General features: G+C 54.5%; 15 protein-coding genes and 1 pseudogene. 8 read left to right on the top strand and 8 right to left on the bottom strand.

Annotated elements, in window-relative coordinates:
* The first annotated feature begins 29 nt into the window (after nt 1–29).
* Nucleotides 30–1,223 (top strand): YbfB/YjiJ family MFS transporter, encoded by a 1,194-nt coding sequence (locus tag AC0B60_RS01755; RefSeq protein WP_445474027.1) that lies wholly within the window; start codon nt 30–32, stop codon nt 1,221–1,223.
* Here AC0B60_RS01755 and AC0B60_RS01750 read toward each other — a convergent pair.
* Both AC0B60_RS01750 and AC0B60_RS01745 read right to left on the bottom strand, forming a co-directional pair.
* A complete protein-coding gene (locus tag AC0B60_RS01750) occupies nt 1,216–1,764 on the bottom strand; it encodes a hypothetical protein (RefSeq protein WP_445474028.1) in 549 nt (182 codons plus the stop codon). The two genes, AC0B60_RS01755 and AC0B60_RS01750, sit on opposite strands and share 8 nt — an antisense overlap.
* Before the next feature lie 46 nt (nt 1,765–1,810).
* Nucleotides 1,811–2,065, bottom strand: a complete 255-nt coding sequence (locus tag AC0B60_RS01745) for a DUF2798 domain-containing protein (RefSeq protein ID WP_445474029.1) — start codon at nt 2,063–2,065, stop codon at nt 1,811–1,813.
* Nucleotides 2,066–2,156: 91 nt separating this feature from the next.
* Between AC0B60_RS01745 and AC0B60_RS01740 the strand changes: the two genes are divergently transcribed.
* From AC0B60_RS01740 to AC0B60_RS01730, 3 genes are all read left to right on the top strand, one after another.
* Nucleotides 2,157–3,083, top strand: coding sequence for a LysR family transcriptional regulator (locus tag AC0B60_RS01740; protein ID WP_445474030.1), 927 nt, complete (start codon nt 2,157–2,159; stop codon nt 3,081–3,083).
* Nucleotides 3,084–3,181: 98 nt separating this feature from the next.
* Nucleotides 3,182–3,784 (top strand): TetR/AcrR family transcriptional regulator, encoded by a 603-nt coding sequence (locus tag AC0B60_RS01735; RefSeq protein WP_445474031.1) that lies wholly within the window; start codon nt 3,182–3,184, stop codon nt 3,782–3,784.
* 240 nt (nt 3,785–4,024) lie between these two features.
* Nucleotides 4,025–4,759: an SDR family oxidoreductase gene (locus AC0B60_RS01730; RefSeq protein WP_445474032.1), complete on the top strand. Its 735-nt coding sequence runs from the start codon at nt 4,025–4,027 to the stop codon at nt 4,757–4,759.
* 130 nt (nt 4,760–4,889) lie between these two features.
* Here the strand turns inward: AC0B60_RS01730 and AC0B60_RS01725 are convergent, their stop codons facing one another.
* Entirely contained in the window at nt 4,890–6,107 is a 1,218-nt protein-coding gene (locus AC0B60_RS01725; protein WP_445474033.1) for a haloacid dehalogenase type II, read from the bottom strand.
* Nucleotides 6,108–6,279: 172 nt separating this feature from the next.
* Here AC0B60_RS01725 and AC0B60_RS01720 point away from each other — a divergent pair.
* The 3 genes and pseudogenes from AC0B60_RS01720 to AC0B60_RS01710 form a co-directional block, all read left to right on the top strand.
* Nucleotides 6,280–6,462: pseudogene (locus AC0B60_RS01720) on the top strand (NAD(P)/FAD-dependent oxidoreductase); the annotation flags it as partial.
* 369 nt (nt 6,463–6,831) lie between these two features.
* On the top strand, nt 6,832–8,772 hold the full coding sequence (locus AC0B60_RS01715; protein WP_465083532.1) for an LTA synthase family protein: 1,941 nt from the start codon (nt 6,832–6,834) through the stop codon (nt 8,770–8,772).
* 280 nt (nt 8,773–9,052) lie between these two features.
* Complete coding sequence (locus AC0B60_RS01710) at nt 9,053–9,808, top strand: MauE/DoxX family redox-associated membrane protein (RefSeq protein ID WP_465083531.1); 756 nt, start codon at nt 9,053–9,055, stop codon at nt 9,806–9,808.
* Nucleotides 9,809–9,830: 22 nt separating this feature from the next.
* On the opposite strand, the gene AC0B60_RS01705 is transcribed toward AC0B60_RS01710, so the two are convergent.
* The 4 genes from AC0B60_RS01705 to AC0B60_RS01690 all read right to left on the bottom strand — a co-directional run bounded on the left by AC0B60_RS01705 (nt 9,831) and on the right by AC0B60_RS01690 (nt 14,678).
* Complete coding sequence (locus AC0B60_RS01705; protein WP_465083530.1) at nt 9,831–11,396, bottom strand: phospholipase D family protein; 1,566 nt, start codon at nt 11,394–11,396, stop codon at nt 9,831–9,833.
* Nucleotides 11,396–12,322, bottom strand: coding sequence for a universal stress protein (locus tag AC0B60_RS01700; protein ID WP_465083529.1), 927 nt, complete (start codon nt 12,320–12,322; stop codon nt 11,396–11,398). Before AC0B60_RS01700 ends, AC0B60_RS01705 begins: the two co-directional genes overlap by 1 nt.
* A 1-nt stretch (nt 12,323) precedes the next feature.
* The gene (locus AC0B60_RS01695) at nt 12,324–13,811 is read right to left on the bottom strand and encodes a SulP family inorganic anion transporter (protein WP_465083527.1); all 1,488 of its coding nucleotides are present in this window, start codon (nt 13,809–13,811) and stop codon (nt 12,324–12,326) included.
* Between the two features lie 246 nt (nt 13,812–14,057).
* On the bottom strand, nt 14,058–14,678 hold the full coding sequence (locus tag AC0B60_RS01690; protein WP_465083526.1) for a LysE/ArgO family amino acid transporter: 621 nt from the start codon (nt 14,676–14,678) through the stop codon (nt 14,058–14,060).
* 82 nt (nt 14,679–14,760) lie between these two features.
* Here AC0B60_RS01690 and AC0B60_RS01685 point away from each other — a divergent pair, with 82 nt between their 5' ends.
* Nucleotides 14,761–15,660, top strand: a complete 900-nt coding sequence (locus tag AC0B60_RS01685) for a LysR family transcriptional regulator ArgP (protein WP_465083524.1) — start codon at nt 14,761–14,763, stop codon at nt 15,658–15,660.
* On the opposite strand, the gene alkB is transcribed toward AC0B60_RS01685, so the two are convergent.
* Nucleotides 15,630–16,280: a DNA oxidative demethylase AlkB gene (gene alkB / locus AC0B60_RS01680; protein WP_465083523.1), complete on the bottom strand. Its 651-nt coding sequence runs from the start codon at nt 16,278–16,280 to the stop codon at nt 15,630–15,632. The genes AC0B60_RS01685 and alkB overlap by 31 nt on opposite strands.
* Nucleotides 16,281–16,326 lie beyond the last annotated feature (46 nt).

Genomic DNA, 16,326 nt, shown 5'->3' with positions numbered 1-16,326 from the left:
ATTCTACTTTACTGGCTCATGGGGCGAATATGAGTGAAGAAATTCAACGCTATAAGGTTCTGACCGCAGGGGTCCTCAACCTGATACTGGTGATGGGGATCGCCCGTTTTGCCTATACCCCGCTACTGCCTGTTATGCAGGAGCAGGCAGGACTGGGTGAGGCGGCAGGCGGCTGGCTGGCTTCTATTAATTATCTGGGTTATCTCTGTGGCGCGCTCATCGCCTCCATGATCAGTGATCTAAAATTGAAAGATCGTCTTTATCGTATCGGGCTGGTGGCGGCGGTCATAACCACGGCGGGCATGGGACTGACGGAAAACGTCTGGCTCTGGTCAATCCTGCGTTTTCTGGCGGGGCTGAGTTGTGCAGCCGGTATGTTGATTGGTTCGGGGCTGGTTCTGAGCTGGCTGATTCGTAACAACCACCGTGGTGAGTTGGGCATTCAGTTCAGTGGCGTCGGGCTGGGAATGGTCCTGTGTGCGGTTGCGGTCGAGCTGATGAGCACTTGGCTCGATTGGCACCGGCAATGGCTGGTTCTGACGGTGATCGGAGCCGTGATTCTTGTCCCGGCTTGGGCATGGCTACCACGGCCTGAATCTGTGCCAGTAACCACTGCCAATAGAAACATGAGCGACTGCCCGCCTGGTAAAGCGTTCATGGCGCTCCTTACCGCCGCGTATTTCTGCGCCGGTGTTGGTTTCGTTGTCAGTTCCACATTTATTGTGGCGATTGTCGATGAGCTACCCGGGCTGGAAGGGAAGGGCGTCTGTGCGTTCATGGTAATGGGTCTGGCTGCAGCCCCCAGTGCTGTTCTCTGGGACCTGATTGCGCGCCGAATAGGTAACCTGAATGCCCTGATTGCTGCCAGCCTGCTCCAGGCAGCGGGTATTCTGTTGCCAGTCATTGCGCCCAATATCCTGTTAACGATGTTGGGCGCAGTTCTTTTCGGAGGTACTTTTGTTGGCATTGTCTGTCTTGTGCTGACCATGGCCGGTCGCTTCTACCCCTCCCAGCCCGCCAAATTTATGGGGAAAATGACAATCTCCTTTGGCATTGCCCAGATTGTCGCTCCGGCGTTCACCGGTGTGCTCCGTGAATACAAAGGAGATTACGCCCTGGGGCTTTACACCGCCGCTGCGACGATGATGGTGGGTAGTATGCTACTGGTAATAGCCAAGACCCGGGAGATAGGCGAGAAGCCTACTCCCGAATTCGTCAACTGATGACACGTGTCTCTGCACCGCGTTGCTGTGTACTGTTTGTTATGTGCAGCCAGGCGTTAAAGCCAACAAATGCCATCACGATCAGCGTCAATATCGGTGGTTTAGTTTGCAGTGGTAGAACCGATGCAGGAACATTGGGTTCCAGATGAACATAAACTGCCACGATCATAATGATTGCCGTCAATGCAGTTGCACTGAAAAACAGACGGTCAGTTATCGTGTTCTTTAGATTCCCTCCGGCGAACAAGACGAAGAGAAACAGGCCGCCCGCGAACATTTCGCCGAACTGCCCGGCCCACTTTGACAGTGTAGGAAAGGGCAGTCCGCTGAGCGCGACCTGAGAGGCAAACATTTGAGCGAAAGGGTCAAAAAATTTGACCAATCCAGCCATCAACAGAAAGGCTCCAAGCATACCGGTGAGTACGTTTTCGACGGTATGGCCTGCGGTCCGCCGGGACTTTCTCGAAAGTAGCCAGCCGATACCGCAGATTAAGAAGACAGAGCCGATCAGTGATAACTCAATAAGAAGTTGTGTACTCATAGTCGCGGGTCTCGAAGTCGGTTGAAGAAGATCATTCCTTATCGGCCTATCGATCCGTTTGTTGTTGCTCTGGCTCCAGAAGAACCCGGCTAACGAAGAGTCGTACCGATGGTGCGATGACGGCTAGCAGCAATAAGGCGGGCGGTACAACCTGGCCCACCATGTTCATCCAGGCGTTAAGGAATGAGGCACCCTCTGGCAGGTTTTGATAGGTCATGATGGCGCTCATGCCAAGAAGCATGGTGGGTAGAACCAATGAAGCCATCAAAGGATATTGAAATTTGCGGGGAAACTTTTTCATGCCATTGCTCCAGTTGTTTAAAAGTTGTACTCAATCTATCATCACGGCAATCGTTCAAAAATAGCTTTAATTGAAAGATAAGAATGCAAATATGAAAGCCAAAGAAATGTCGAGTGTTTACTGGTTCTGCCAGTCTGCGGAGTGGGGCGGGTTTGCTCCAGCAAGCATCCAGACCCGGGTTTCTGCACCAACCTTGTCGCGCGCAGTGGCTCAGCTAGAGGACAGGCTGGGAGAAAAACTGGTGCACAGAAATGCAAAGCAGTTCCAGCTAACGGCTGCCGGTGAAGATTACTACCGACGGTTCGCCCCTATCTTTCAGCAACTGGACGAAGAGTGGGAGCAGCTATCCAGTTTGCAATCGGAGCTAACGGGTGATATCCGCGTTTCCTGCCCGGAACCGTTTGCGGACAGTTTTCTTCAGCAGGCGGCTTTTGATTTCATGAAAGATCACCCCGCTGTCAACATACATATTGATTTCTCGTCCGATACGAACACTTTCTTTGACGATCAAATTGATCTGGCGATCTCAACAAATCCACCACAAGCGCCGCATCTTGTGCAGAGACGGCTGTTCGATATGGAACTTGGTCTGGCAGCGTCACCCGGCTACTTGTCTGAATATGGCTGGCCGTCAGACACTTCAGATCTCCTCAGTCACCGTTTGCTGGCCGGCAACAAGATCCCATTCTGGGAATTTCGGGAGTCGGGACAAATCGTTCGGATTCCCATCAAACCAAGATACTCGATCGATAGCCTTCGCTTGATCATTAACGCGGCTTGCAAGGGGCTGGGGTTGTGTCTGATTCCAAAGGTGCTGCTCGCACAGCTGGCCGAGCGAGATCGTCTGACTGAAGTATTGCCCGCTGTGGGGTGCCCAACCGGGATTGTTTACATGGTGTGGGCTGATCGAAAACTGGTCTCTGCCAGGGTGGCTGCATTTCGGGACTTGATCACCGAGCGTATGGCTCAGCCCTGGGAATTCCTGTCGTCCGTTTCCCGGCTCAATGCCGACAACTGAACGTGATTCTTCTGCCGCCCTTTGAGGTGAGCCCAAATTGATACTATAAGTACCGATTGGTACAATATAGATCCGATTCTGTCAGGTAGGTAGATACAATGACTGTAGGGCGTAAACGCGAGTTCGACGAAAATACGGCTCTTCACAATGCAATGCAGGTTTTTTGGCTCAAAGGCTACTCCGGGGCTTCTTTGTCAGACCTGACTCATAGAATGGGTATTAACAAAACCAGCATGTATAGCGTTTTTGGGAACAAGGCCTCCTTATTTGCTAAAGCAACCAAGCTCTACATTGAGACGGAAATGTTTAATCATCTCAAGATTATGGAGCAGACGGATACACCATTAAGGGAGCGCCTGGAAAATTACATGCTTTCCGTGATCAGAATGCAGTGCGCATCAGACGGTCCCAAAGGTTGCTTTTTGGTGCACTGCCAGTCTGAAATCGTCGCTGGCGATCTTCCCGATGCGGTAGCGGAACTGCTAAAAAAACAAGATAAAACAGCCAAGCAAATGTTTGAAAACCTGTTCCGTAATGACCCGGAAGCTGTCGAGTTGGGTTTGGATAAACACGCCAAAACCAATGCTCTGACAATTTACACCGTTTTGAAGGGCACAGCGTCGATGGCTCGTTCAGGAGTAACAGCAACCGAGCTGCATGAGGTCGTCAATACCGCATTGCACGGTATAGGAATCAAGTAATTAACCTCCTTAAGACACTTCAGTTTGGTACCGAACTGATTCTATAGCCGCTCTGGCATCGGAAAACCCTCATACATCCCCCGTAGCAGTAACTGCATAGCCCCCCCCCTTCTGAAACCTCCTGTTGTCGCCACAAAAAGACGGAAAGTTCTCTTTCAATTCCGTACCGGTCGGTGTATATTTAATTCCGTACCGATCGGTACGTTAAATTCTGAATATTATCCTTGGCAGGAGATAGGTATGAGCTTTTCCGTAAAAGATAAAGTCGCACTGGTAACCGGTGCTAATCGCGGTATTGGCAAGGCAATCGTCGAATCATTTTTTGAGCACGGTGTCAGGAAGATCTACCTGGCAGTGAGGAACCCGGAGTCCACTCAGGAGCTGCAGGTGCAATACGGAGACAAAGTTGTCGTACTGCGTGCTGATGTGACCGATACTGGTTCGCTTCAATCTCTGGCAGAACAGGCGACTGATGTTGATATCTTGGTCAACAATGCAGGCGTGATGAATCTCGCATCACCCCTAAGTGATGATGTTGAAGCTTCTCTTCAGCATGAGCTTGATGTGAACGTGTTCGGGTTACTCCGCACAGCAAGAGCGTTCGCCAAAATACTCGAAACAAACCAGGGGGCTCTGGTTCAGCTCAACTCTATCGCTTCCATCAAGACCTTTGGTGATATGACGACTTACTGCGCGTCTAAGGCAGCGTCATACTCTGTCACACAGGGTTTACGCGAGAAATTGGGTGAAAAGGGCGTGAAAGTATTGAGCGTCCACCCGGGACCCATTGCAACCGAAATGGGCGATAACGCGGGTTTCTCCGGCGCGCCGAACGCCAGCGTTGTTTCTGAAGGCATTGTTGATGCCTTAGAAGCTGGGGACTTTCATCTTTTCCCGGATTCAACAGCCAAGCATCTTGAAGAGGCTTACCGTAGCTATGCTGAGCAGATCATCCTAGGGGATTTGTCAGTATAAAAAAATCTCAACCGGGTTGGGTATTGAATTGCCAATCGCTTCCTGAATAACTTAGAGCTTGTGAAGCGATGGATGCGCAAATTGCCAATTCATTACCTGACCCTCCTACAGTTAAACTCAAGGTAGGTCATCACGAGACCTGCCAGCTCAAAATAATCTGGTCGGTGAGGTCGGCCATGTCTGATGCGACGAGGTCAGGGGTCGGCACTTTTTCCGCGGGCAGAGTAGCGTTGTGAGGGCGGGTGATGAGCGCGCCGCGACAACCAGCCGCCTGGGCGCCGATCGTATCCCAGAGATGACAAGCGACGAGGCAAAGCCCCGATGTCTCGACGTTCATCTTCTGTGCTACGTGACGGTAGGTAGCTAAGGCCGGCTTGAATTTACCAACGGACTCAACGCTGAAAAAGTGCTCGAAGAAGTCGCCAAGCCCGGCGCGTTCGAGCGGCGTGGGCGATGATGAGCTCGCAGAATTGGTCAGTGTCACCAGCCGAAAACCCGCATCGCGCAGTCGGGTAAGCGCCGGGACGACGTCTGGATGTGCTGGCATTGAGCCCATTCGCTGTTTCAGTTCATCAATGTCGCTATCTTCGATCGTTGCTCCGTGAATTGAGGCGACCATACGCAGGGTTCCAATGCCCAGCTCACCGAATGGTGTGTAAAGGCCCGACAAGGTCATAGTTTGGGAATAAAGGATCAATTGGGCGAACCACTCTCTCAGAACAGAGCTGTCGCTAAAACAGCGCTCAAACAGCGGTTCGAGTGACGTGATATCGAGCAGCGTTTCGTTTACATCGAAAACAAGAATTGAGGGAGCTGATTCACGAGACATAAGACATACCTTGTTTTGCAGTTTGAGTTCGGGTAACTCGCTGCCGTCGCTTGAAAAGCGAGTATGAGAGCTGGCGCCATCACTTTTCAAGCCTTGGTTGACGACGATGGCCGGAAGATCAGCGTAATCCGCTTTTCGCCATTTAAGCAGATTTCGGCTTATCCTGCGCGAGCTGGGTACGAATCTTGATTTCATTCTCCAGGGTCCGGTGCACGGGGCATTTATCGGCAATTTCAAGCAGTTTGGCGCGATCCTGTTCGGATAGAGACCACCTTCCAGTCGGATATCGCGATACATCTCGCTGATCTGGCCGGCAATGGATTCGCAATCAGCGCAATCGTCGGCGTGAGTCCGTTGATGATGCAGGCGCACGCAGACGCAATCCAACGCAAGCTGCTTGCGTTCGGCGTCCAGGCGCAGAGTCATCGCGGTACAGGCGCCCAGGCCGCCAAGCAGATAATCGTAAGGTGTGGGGCCCGTATCGGTTCCCCCAGCGCGCTTGGGTTCGTCGGCAAGCAATACATGCCGGACTGCAACGCTAATTTTTTCTTACGATCGCAGGAGCCGGATTTTTCCAACTCTGGGTGGGCCTGATACGTGATTAGGGCAGACTGTAGTTGCCCCCAGCTAAACACAGAATTCGAATGTTCGCTTTGCGACCATTTTTGACAACTTTCTGAGATGTGTTCGGAAAACAGCGGAAGTGACTTTGGGCGGCGTGGATATCCGCCAGCTATCTTCCAAAACCATGGCGGTCCTGGACAGGCCCGACTTGTACTTTATTGGCGAGGTGGTGGATGTGACGGGGCACCTTGGGGGACATAACTTCCAGTGGGCCTGGGCGTCTGGTGTGGCAGCAGGGAGCAATGCCTGAGATTTGGCCCCTTCCGTCAGCACTGATGGAAAGAGCCGTAGTCTGTCCATAGATGTGAATTCCTGACAAATTCGCCTCCCCGGCAAAAAACATCGAAATGACATCGATCCGTCATATTGCTGTAGTAGCCGACATTCTTTCGCGATAAAATATTTGCTTCCTATGGATGGACTCAGACGTGTTTGCTTGTCATGCATAACGTCCCCAGTGCTCGACGACCGTTACCATGCGGAAGACTGTAGTTGAGCCAGTTTTTGCTTTCCTGACCCTTAATCCATGTTGCTATTCCCCAAGATGAAATATCAATCCCGCTTTCGTCATCTGTCATTGTTTTTATTCAAGTGCTTTTTATTTTCCTTCAGCATACTGATGGTTTCACGCTACCTGTTTTTTATGCATATACAGGATGTGTTACCAGAAACAGGGGTTGATGATGACATCTGGAGGGCTTTCTTTTTTGGCGGGCGTTTTGATGCCAAGGTAACTGCGATTGTCTATTCACCCCTGTTGCTAAGCGGCTCTGTCGCCGCCGCGTTTCATAACACTTACCAGCGCTGGCTAAGATTTGCGGTCGGCTACCATGCGGTTGTAGCCGCGCTCTATGTGGTCGGTTGCATATGCAATTTCTATTACTACACGACCTATGGCAGCCATATTGACCTGTTTGTTTTCGGGCTATGGGAAGACGACTCCGCCGCAGTTCTTGTCAATATTTGGGAAGACTATCCCGTGGTGCGTGGTTTTCTGGTGGCGTTCATTATCGGCGCACTGGCATACCTGACCTCTCGGTGGTTCCTCCGCAGTCCGTTGGGTCGAATAAACCCGCAAGCCTATTGGCACTGGAGCGTCACGTCACTGGCGGTAGTCGCAATTTTTCTGTCCACCTTTGTGACAGCGCGAGGAACTCTCGATAGCCATCCTCTCAAGCGCTACCACGCTAGCGTTTCCCAGTACAAGCCGCTGAATATGATCACCCCGAATGTATTCATGGCACTGGACTGGGCGACTTCTGATTACCAGGAACAGCAGCGCTTTGAGCCGGTTTCTGAGGCCGTACTAAGCGCCCAGATGGAGAAAGTGCTCGGCCAGCCGACCCCGGTTTACCACACACCGGAAAACAATTACCTCCAACAGGACCCGCCCCATGTGGTTGTGGCCATGATGGAGGGTATGGGCATGAATATTATGGTGGAAGACAACCTCCCAGGTAACGACCTGCTGGGAAGTCTTCGCCCCCATTTTGCGGACGGTTTTCTTTTCCAGCGCTTTTTGGCGGGCACTTCCGGGACGATCGACAGTATTGTAATGACACTGTTTCATAGTCCCGTGGCAACCATCAGTCATTCCTCGGCCCAGAATACCACCTTGCCAGGTTCTGCTGTTCTACCCTACAAACAGGCAGGGTATGAAGTGGCGTTCCTGTACGGTGGAAATGGCATGTGGCGTAACCTGGCTAGCTATCTGCCTACCCAGGGATTTGACCGTGTCTATGATGAAAATGACATTATTGAGGCGATTCCGGAGGCGGCTGAATATTCAGGTACCTGGGGCGTGCCTGATGGCTTTCTGTTCCAGTTTGCCAACAAGGTGATGGAAGAGGCGGATAAGCCCACCCTGCTCTTTATTATGACCACCACCAATCATTCACCGTACGAGGTGCCGGAGAGTTATGAGCCCGGACCGACGGAAATCAGCGACCGGTTTGCCGCCAGGGCCGAATATGAGGGCGAGCAGGCCAGGGTGCTTCTTGAGACTTTTCAGTACGCCTCTGATGCGCTGGGTCAGTTCATGACGCGTATCAAACAGTCAGCGAGTCTGCGCGACAAGACCATTATTGCGGTAACCGGCGATCACCGCGTGCGGAACCTGAGTACAGATGAACCCACGGAATATGGTCTTACCTATGCGGTGCCATTCTTCCTGCACGTGCCGGACCCGGTCCTTGAAAACACGCCACACAGGTATGACCCGATGCGCATCGGGTCGCACCGGGATATCTTCCCGACACTGTATCATTTCAGCCTGTCAGACCAGGACTATATTACCCTCGGTGGTGAAAACCTGCTGGGACCGCAGGGGGTCAGTAACGTGGGGTTCAACCTGAAGCGCAGTATCAATGAGCATGGCGCGTTCAGTAACGACAGGTCCGGACTGTTTTATCCCTGGCATGAAGATAATCCCCTGCTCAACCATCAGCAGCCGGAAGAGAACCGGCCATTCGATGCTGGATGGGCGGAGGAATATCATCGATTGATGGATTATTACCTTCGTTCCCGGGTGCTGCCCACGACTAGCCCGGATTCCCCATAGCAACTCAGCAAATCTCGCAGACTGGGCGGATTACCGCCATGACCGCTCAGTTGCGGGCATGATTGCTTGATAATCGAACAATTTCTGTTATCCGGACACACTGCACCTTCACCCCATTGCGTCGTGCCAGAGACTTGACCCGGCACAGGTCACATTACCGGGATGTAACGTCTACTGCTCGTTGAAGCCTTCCTGAACCTGCTAGCCTGACGATAAATCCTTTGGTCCCTGTTTGCGGCGTTATCAGGGCGACCATTCCCATATGGAGGAGCGCAGCACTATGGCTGACAACGACCAAAGCAAGACCGCCCAGCTTTACCGCATGGTCATGTCTGAACACTTGTGTCCGTTTGGGCTGAAGAGCAAATTCCTGCTCAAACGCAAGGGCTATCAAGTAGAGGATCATCACCTGACCACTCGGGAAGAAACCGATACCTTCCAGAGCAAGCACAATGTGGATACTACGCCCCAGGCCTTTATCGATGGCCAGCGCATCGGTGGTTATGATGAGCTCAGGGAATATTTCGGGCTTGACGACCCAGACACCGAGACTAGTTACCAGCCGGTGATCGCCATTTTCGGCACAGCCCTGCTGATGGCCATTGCCATTATGTCCTTTTTTAACAGTGCAATTTTCTCGCTGATGACCATAGAGAAGTTCGTGGCCATTGCCATGATCCTTCTGGGGCTGCAAAAACTGCAGGACGTGGAGAGTTTCAGCACCATGTTCCTCAACTATGACCTGCTGGCGCAGAAGCAGGTCGGCTATGGCTACCTCTACCCCTTCGGCGAAACCTTCGCGGGCATCCTGATGCTGGCGGGTGCGCTGATCTGGCTGGCGGCTCCGGTGGCACTGTTTATCGGCACCGTGGGGGCCGTGTCGGTGTTGAAGGCGGTGTACATTGACCGCAGAGAACTGAAATGCGCCTGCGTAGGGGGCAACAGCAACGTCCCCCTTGGCTTCGTCTCCCTAACGGAGAACCTGATCATGATCGCCATGGGGCTTTGGATGCCCTTTAGGATGTATCTGCTGTAAGACACCAGTGCCGGCTGGCACTCTAGAGATATTTCTCAATCGGCAACCACGACAGAAAACCGGACTTGGCCCGGCGCCACCAATGCACGGTTGGCTCGCTGGTAAACACCGCCTCACCGCTACGCCACTGGAGATTCCCGTCGTCGTCCTGGGTAACCTCCCAACTATTACGGGGCTCCATGGTCAGCCGTATATCTTCCGCCACTCGCTCTGCCAGCTCGGCACTGTGAATAATCAGTACGGTTTCACCGTTGAGGTAAATGGAGCGGAGGTTGACGTTAAAAGAGCCCACTACCAGGGTGCTGCGGTCAAACACCACGGATTTCGAGTGCAGGCTGACCTCTCCAGTCGAGCAGAATGCATCCGCGCTCAGCCATTGTCGGCAGGCCTCGGCATCGGGCTTGAGTTCGTAGATGTCTATGCCCTGCTCCAGCATGTAGGGGCGCCAACGAGCATAACCGGCATGGTTGGTGACCAGATCGTTGGAAGCCAGTGAGTTGGTCAATGCGGCAACCTCCAACTGAGGGCGTTCATTGACACCCAGGGCCTGCAACTGTTTCTTGGCCAGGATCAGGTAGGCGGACTCGATCAGAATTTCCCGGGCGGCTGTCTGCGACAGGCGTTGTAACGCCAGAGCGCTCCGTTTGGGTGTCTCTGATGGCGCACCCATGTTTTCAGGGGGAGGGTCAAACACCAGTTCTCCCCGAGCAACCGTCATCCGGTTGAACACATTGGCCAGTTCAAGTCTGCCCTGCTCCGCCCCTGTGGGGGCAGAGACGGGAAGCCGGGGTTGTGCGGTGGCCTGCTGCCGAAGCCCATCCAGCGTCTCGGCGACTTCCGCGTCAGCAGGTGCGTATAAATCGGAAGCGGGGTAAGCCCAGGCACTGCTCCAGTAGGCCTGAAAATTATCGGTCATCCCTGCAACCACCGGCCCCAGGGCAAGGACATCCCGATCCCTGAAATAGCGGGCGTCATTGAAGCCGAAATACTCATCACCGATGTTGCGGCCACCAACAATGCCAGCAGTCCCGTCCACCACGAAGGTCTTGTTGTGCATTCGTCGGTTGATACGCTGAAAATCCATCAGAAACGATACCCATCGGCCCCAGCCACTGCGATTTCTGGCAGGATTAAAAATCCGGATATGAATGTTCGGGTGGGTATCCAGAGAGGCAAACAACTCGCCTATCCCTTCGGCGTTGAAGTCATCCAGCAGCAGCCGGACCTGGACACCACGGTCCGCTGCCAGTAACAGCCGGCCCGCCAGGTGCAGTCCGGAATTATCATGGTTCCAGATGTAGTACTGGGCATCAATACGGTGTTCGGCCGCTTCGATCAGAGCTGCCCGGTAGTGGAAGGCATCCTGGCCAGAATCCAACAGGTAGTAACCGGATTGACCATTCGCATCAGCCAGCCGTTGCCGGGACTGACTGGAAAGGAAACTGTTGTCATTCTGCACGGCGGTTTCGGCTCCGGAATGAGTGGCCGGCGGCAAACCGCCGGCACAGCCTGTCAACAGCGTCAGCAGCACCAATAACCAGTAGCGAGCTGAAATCCATCCGGCAACAGAACCGTGCTGGTATGGCATTAGCGCAGGATAACCAGTGGCTTTTTGGCGGTTTTCAACATGGTGGTTGTGGTGCTTCCGACCAGGAACTGGCGAATTCGTGAATGGCCATAGGCACCCATCACCAGGATGTCGATGTCGTGTTCTTCCTGGTAGGCGTGGAGCGTTGGCTCTACATCCCCGGCGCGGATCGCCAGGGTGATGTCGGAGCCAAGATCACCCAGCATTTTCTCGGCTTTCCTGAGCTGTTCCCAGCGATCACTGGTGTCCGCTCCGATCATCACCAGGTGAATCGGCATTCCTTTCAGAACCGGGCTGCCGGCCAGAAGTTCCACGCCCTTGAACGCCGTGGCGCTGCCGTCAAAAGCCAGCATGGCGCTCTTTGGTTGCTCATACTCGTCCGGAACCAGAAGAATCGGGCGGTGGACACTGCGAATCACCGTTTCCAGTTGGCTACCCACGTGTACGTCACGGTCAGAACTGCTTTCGCCATGCAGCCCCATCACCAGCAGGCGGGTCTGGTTCTCCAGGGCCAGCAGAGATTCGGTGAGGTCGCCATGGCGCTGGCGTTTGATTACATCGTCAACGCCCTGCTCTTTAACCCGGTGCTCGGCTTCATCCAGCATGTGATGGCCGTGCTCCAAAGCCAGCTTGGAGCGCTTGCGGTCAAGCTCGGCAAGCTCGTCCATTAGCTGCTCACGGCTTCCCAGGCCAATGCTGCCAGCCAGATCCGGCTCTGTTGGATAGCGTTCCTCATCGAGAACATGCAGCAGAGTCATCGGGGTTTCCATGTGCTTGCTAGCCCAGGCAGCGTAATCACACACCGCCGGAGCAGCCCGGGAGCCGTCGATACAGGCAACTACTCGTAGCATTTCAACCTCGCCTTGATGATCCTTGTGGTTGTTATTCTGACCGGTTACGTCGTTGAATTCCTTGGCTTGTGTCATATCAGTGCGCCATCAACTGGTCAACAGCCTCGGGTTTGTCATGCACCCCGAAGCGGTCAACAATAGTCGCGCTGGCCTCATTGAGGCCGATAATGTCCACTTCCGCACCTTCGCGACGGAACTTGATAACGGCCTTGTCCAGAGCGCCCACTGCCGTAATGTCCCAGAAGTGCGCCCGGGTCAGGTCAATCACCACATTATCCACTGCTTCCTTGAAATCAAAGGATTCCGTGAATTTTTCCGAGGAACTGAAGAACACCTGACCAACCACATTGTAGGTTCGGGTATCGGACGCCTCATCAAACTCGGACGTCACCAGCATGTAATGGCCCACCTTGTTGGCAAAGAACAGGGCCGCCAGAAGCACGCCTGCCAGCACGCCGAAAGCCAGGTTGTGCGTGGCAACAACGACAACAACGGTCACGACCATCACAATGTTGGTGGAAAGCGGGTGCTCTTTCAGGTTCTTGATTGACGCCCAACTGAAGGTACCGATGGACACCATGATCATCACAGCTACCAGCGCTGCCATGGGAATCTGTACCAGCCACTGGTCCAGCACCAGCACGAGAATTAGCAGGAATACACCCGCAGTCAAGGTTGAAAGCCGGGTTCTGCCGCCGGACTTGATATTGATAATGGACTGGCCAATCATCGCGCAGCCGGCCATGCCACCCAGCAGGCCAGAGCCGATATTGGCAACACCCTGCCCTTTGCATTCCCGGTTACGGTCACTGGTGGTATCGGTCAGGTCATCCACAATGGTGGCCGTCATCATCGACTCAAGCAGGCCGACAATGGCGAGCCCCACAGAGTAAGGCAGGATGATCATCAGGGTTTCGAGGTTCAGCGGTACATCCGGCCACAGGAAAATAGGCAGCGTATCAGGCAACTGCCCCATATCACCGACCGTGCGGATATCGATGTTGTAGATCATCGCAATGGCCGTCAACGCAACAATGCAGATCAGCGGCGACGGCAGGATACGACCCACCACCGGAATCAGCGGGAACAGATAGATAATCCCCAGGCCCGCGGCGGTCATGGCGTACACATGCCAGGTGACGTTGGTCAACTCTGGCAACTGCGCCATAAAAATCAGGATAGCCAGGGCATTTACAAACCCGGTCACCACCGAGCGGGACACAAAGCGCATCAGGCCGCCAAGCTTCAGATAGCCAGCGCCAATCTGCAGCAGCCCGGTCAGCAGCGTGGCCGCCAATAGGTATTCCAGCCCGTGTTCCTTGACCAGAGTCACCATCAACAGTGCCATAGCCCCTGTCGCAGCGGAGATCATACCGGGGCGGCCGCCGACGAAGGCAATTACCACAGCAATACAGAATGAGGCATACAGACCCACTTTCGGGTCCACGCCGGCGATAATGGAAAAAGCGATGGCTTCGGGAATCAGCGCCAGCGCCACCACAATGCCGGCAAGCAAATCGCCGCGTATATTGGAAAGCCAGTCGGCCTTAAGCTTGTTCACCATATCGTTGGTATCCAGTCAGAGAGGGCAAATTCGGGACGTAAGAACCGGTTGTAGCCATCTTCGGGTGACTACCGGAGTTGAATCAGGACGTTAACCTGGGAGCGCAGGACGCTAGGGCGGAGTGATCGTCGTAACTATCGTGGGGACGTTCATTAAGGTACGTTCATAGGCTGCGAATTAAAGGCGGCGAAGCATACCAGAACGGTGCTGGAAAAGTAACCGGCGGGCCCGGAGACCGGGCCCTGTTTACGCTACCGGCCCGGACAGGCCGTTGCTGGCGAGGTGAAAAGCAATGACCGCCATCATAGAACCAATGGCGCCATCAATGAACCGCCAGGACATGGGGCTCGACAGCCAGGGGGAAAGCGCTGCCCCGCCGAACGCCAGTAGGCAGAACCACATGACCGACGCACTGCCGGCGCCGGCCACGAACACCAGCGGGCTGGCCTGTTGTGCGCCGATGGCAGGAATCAGCAACAGAGTATCCAGATACACCTGGGGATTCAGCAGCGTTACCGCCAGGGTGGTCATCACCACGGTCCGCAGGCTCGAAACGTCCGCTTTCCTGGCATCCAGTGCATCGCGCCCTTTCGCAGCACGGACAAACGCCAACAGCGCCAGCCAGCTGAGGAAGGCCACACCCAGCCATCGCATGACCTCCAATGCCTCGGGCACAGCCATCAGCGCCGCATTGACACCAAACATGCCGACCGTGAACAGCAAAATATCCGCTGTCATGCAGATGGCCGCGCAATACCAGTGATGTTCCCGGCGGATCGCCTGGCCCAGGATATAGGCGTTCTGAGCGCCGATCGCGATGATGATACCGCCGCACACCAGCAGCCCTGTCAGATAACTTGTTAGCATTTTCCCTCCGAATTTGCTGGAAGCTTAAGGGGTAATCGCTATACTTAAAAATCATAAACCTTATATCCCATGAATATTTCTTATGCTGGATTACAAGCTTCTTCAGGCACTTGCCGCAGTGATCGAGAATGGCGGGTTTGAACGCGCCGGGGAGATACTCGGGCTCACCCAGTCCGCCATATCACAACGCATCAAGTCACTTGAAGTACGCCTGGGCCAGCCGGTTTTGGTCAGGCACCCGGAGCTGCAGGCGACGCCGGCCGGTAACAAACTGCTGAACCACTTCCAGCAGGTACAGTTGCTGGAACGGGACCTACGCAAAACCATACCTGCCCTGGCAGAAGACACCACGCGGCTGCGTATCGCCATCAATGCCGACAGCCTGGCCACCTGGTGGGCGGCGGTGGTTGGGGAATTCTGCAGCCAGGAGGGACTACTGTTGGATCTGGTTATTGAGGATCAGGACGTGGGCCTGAAGCGAATGCGCGACGGCGATGTGGCCGCGTGTCTGTGCAGCAGCAGCCAGCCCATTGCTGGAGGGCGTTGCGTGGCACTGGGGGAGATGACCTACATGCCGCTGGCGACCCCGCAGTATGTTCGCCATTTCTTTCCGGATGGTATTACTCCAGACGCCTTCGCCAGCTCTCCGGCTATTGTGTTTGGCCCTAATGACCAGTTACAGCACCGATTCATGGCTGGATGTGGCTACCACGGCCGTTTCCCCTACCATCTGTGCCCCTCGTCCGAGGGTTTCGTCCAACTTGCCAGGGCCGGCATGGGCTACGGCATGATTCCGCAGATCCAGGCCAGCCATTGGCTGGACAATGGGGGCCTGATCAACCTTGCGCCTGGGCATGAACTGAAAGTGCCCCTCTATTGGCATTTCTGGCGACACAGCGGCGAATTGCTACAGCGTTTGACCACCACGCTTGAGGGTGCCATCACCAACCACTACCGCGCACGGCGAAACGTCAGGTTGTAACGGCTGGCACCCGTCAACGAATGCTGTGACTGCTTGAGCGTTAACACGCCGTGGTAGCGCAGCCGCGCCGGGCCTCCCCAGACCACCACATCACCATGCTCAAGGGGCACTCGCTGTGGTCGGTCACTGCGCCGGGCACCTCCGAACTGGAACATGGCCAGTGTGCCCAAAGACACCGAAACGATCGGTTGATCGAAATCGTCCTCATTTTTGTCCTGGTGGAGCCCCATTTTGGCGCCCGGTGCATAGCGATTCACCAGACAGGTATCTGGATCGAAACCCGTATACCCCCCTGCGCTTGCCGCCTTGGCCGCCAGGGACCGAAACACTGCCGGCATCAACGGCCAGAGTTCCCCCGAAAACGGATCGGTTCGCTGATACCGATAGCCCCTCGCGTCAGTCACCCAGCCCCACTCTCCGCAACAGGTCATGGCCACCGACATGGTGTGGCCGCCTGGCGTCTGCATTTGCCGAAACGGAGCCTGTTCCGCCACGCCGAAAATCGCCTCCAGCAATTCGCTGTCGTCGGCACGGGCAAAACGGCGAAGGACAATCGCTCCGTCGCAAAGCGGCTCGACCCAGGGCTCTGATGAAGATGACTCGAACAAATCCATGGTCATTGAGCGTTTACCGTATTATCAGGAAAACCGTGAGTTTAACGTCTAC

This window comes from Marinobacter sp. V34, assembly GCF_055524115.1.
The sequence above is the reverse complement of the archived record's forward strand: the minus strand, read 5'-3'. Positions and strand labels throughout refer to the sequence as shown.

Bases quoted from the DNA above. Each gene is read 5' to 3' on its own strand.
- AC0B60_RS01755 (WP_445474027.1), top strand. From the start codon at position 30: ATGAGTGAAGAAATTCAACGCTATAAGGTTCTGACCGCAGGGGTCCTC.
- AC0B60_RS01750 (WP_445474028.1), bottom strand. From the start codon at position 1,764: ATGAGTACACAACTTCTTATTGAGTTATCACTGATCGGCTCTGTCTTC.
- AC0B60_RS01745 (WP_445474029.1), bottom strand. From the start codon at position 2,065: ATGAAAAAGTTTCCCCGCAAATTTCAATATCCTTTGATGGCTTCATTG.
- AC0B60_RS01740 (WP_445474030.1), top strand. From the start codon at position 2,157: ATGAAAGCCAAAGAAATGTCGAGTGTTTACTGGTTCTGCCAGTCTGCG.
- AC0B60_RS01735 (WP_445474031.1), top strand. From the start codon at position 3,182: ATGACTGTAGGGCGTAAACGCGAGTTCGACGAAAATACGGCTCTTCAC.
- AC0B60_RS01730 (WP_445474032.1), top strand. From the start codon at position 4,025: ATGAGCTTTTCCGTAAAAGATAAAGTCGCACTGGTAACCGGTGCTAAT.
- AC0B60_RS01715 (WP_465083532.1), top strand. From the start codon at position 6,832: ATGGTTTCACGCTACCTGTTTTTTATGCATATACAGGATGTGTTACCA.
- AC0B60_RS01710 (WP_465083531.1), top strand. From the start codon at position 9,053: ATGGCTGACAACGACCAAAGCAAGACCGCCCAGCTTTACCGCATGGTC.
- AC0B60_RS01705 (WP_465083530.1), bottom strand. From the start codon at position 11,396: ATGCCATACCAGCACGGTTCTGTTGCCGGATGGATTTCAGCTCGCTAC.
- AC0B60_RS01700 (WP_465083529.1), bottom strand. From the start codon at position 12,322: ATGACACAAGCCAAGGAATTCAACGACGTAACCGGTCAGAATAACAAC.
- AC0B60_RS01695 (WP_465083527.1), bottom strand. From the start codon at position 13,811: ATGGTGAACAAGCTTAAGGCCGACTGGCTTTCCAATATACGCGGCGAT.
- AC0B60_RS01690 (WP_465083526.1), bottom strand. From the start codon at position 14,678: ATGCTAACAAGTTATCTGACAGGGCTGCTGGTGTGCGGCGGTATCATC.
- AC0B60_RS01685 (WP_465083524.1), top strand. From the start codon at position 14,761: ATGCTGGATTACAAGCTTCTTCAGGCACTTGCCGCAGTGATCGAGAAT.
- alkB (WP_465083523.1), bottom strand. From the start codon at position 16,280: ATGACCATGGATTTGTTCGAGTCATCTTCATCAGAGCCCTGGGTCGAG.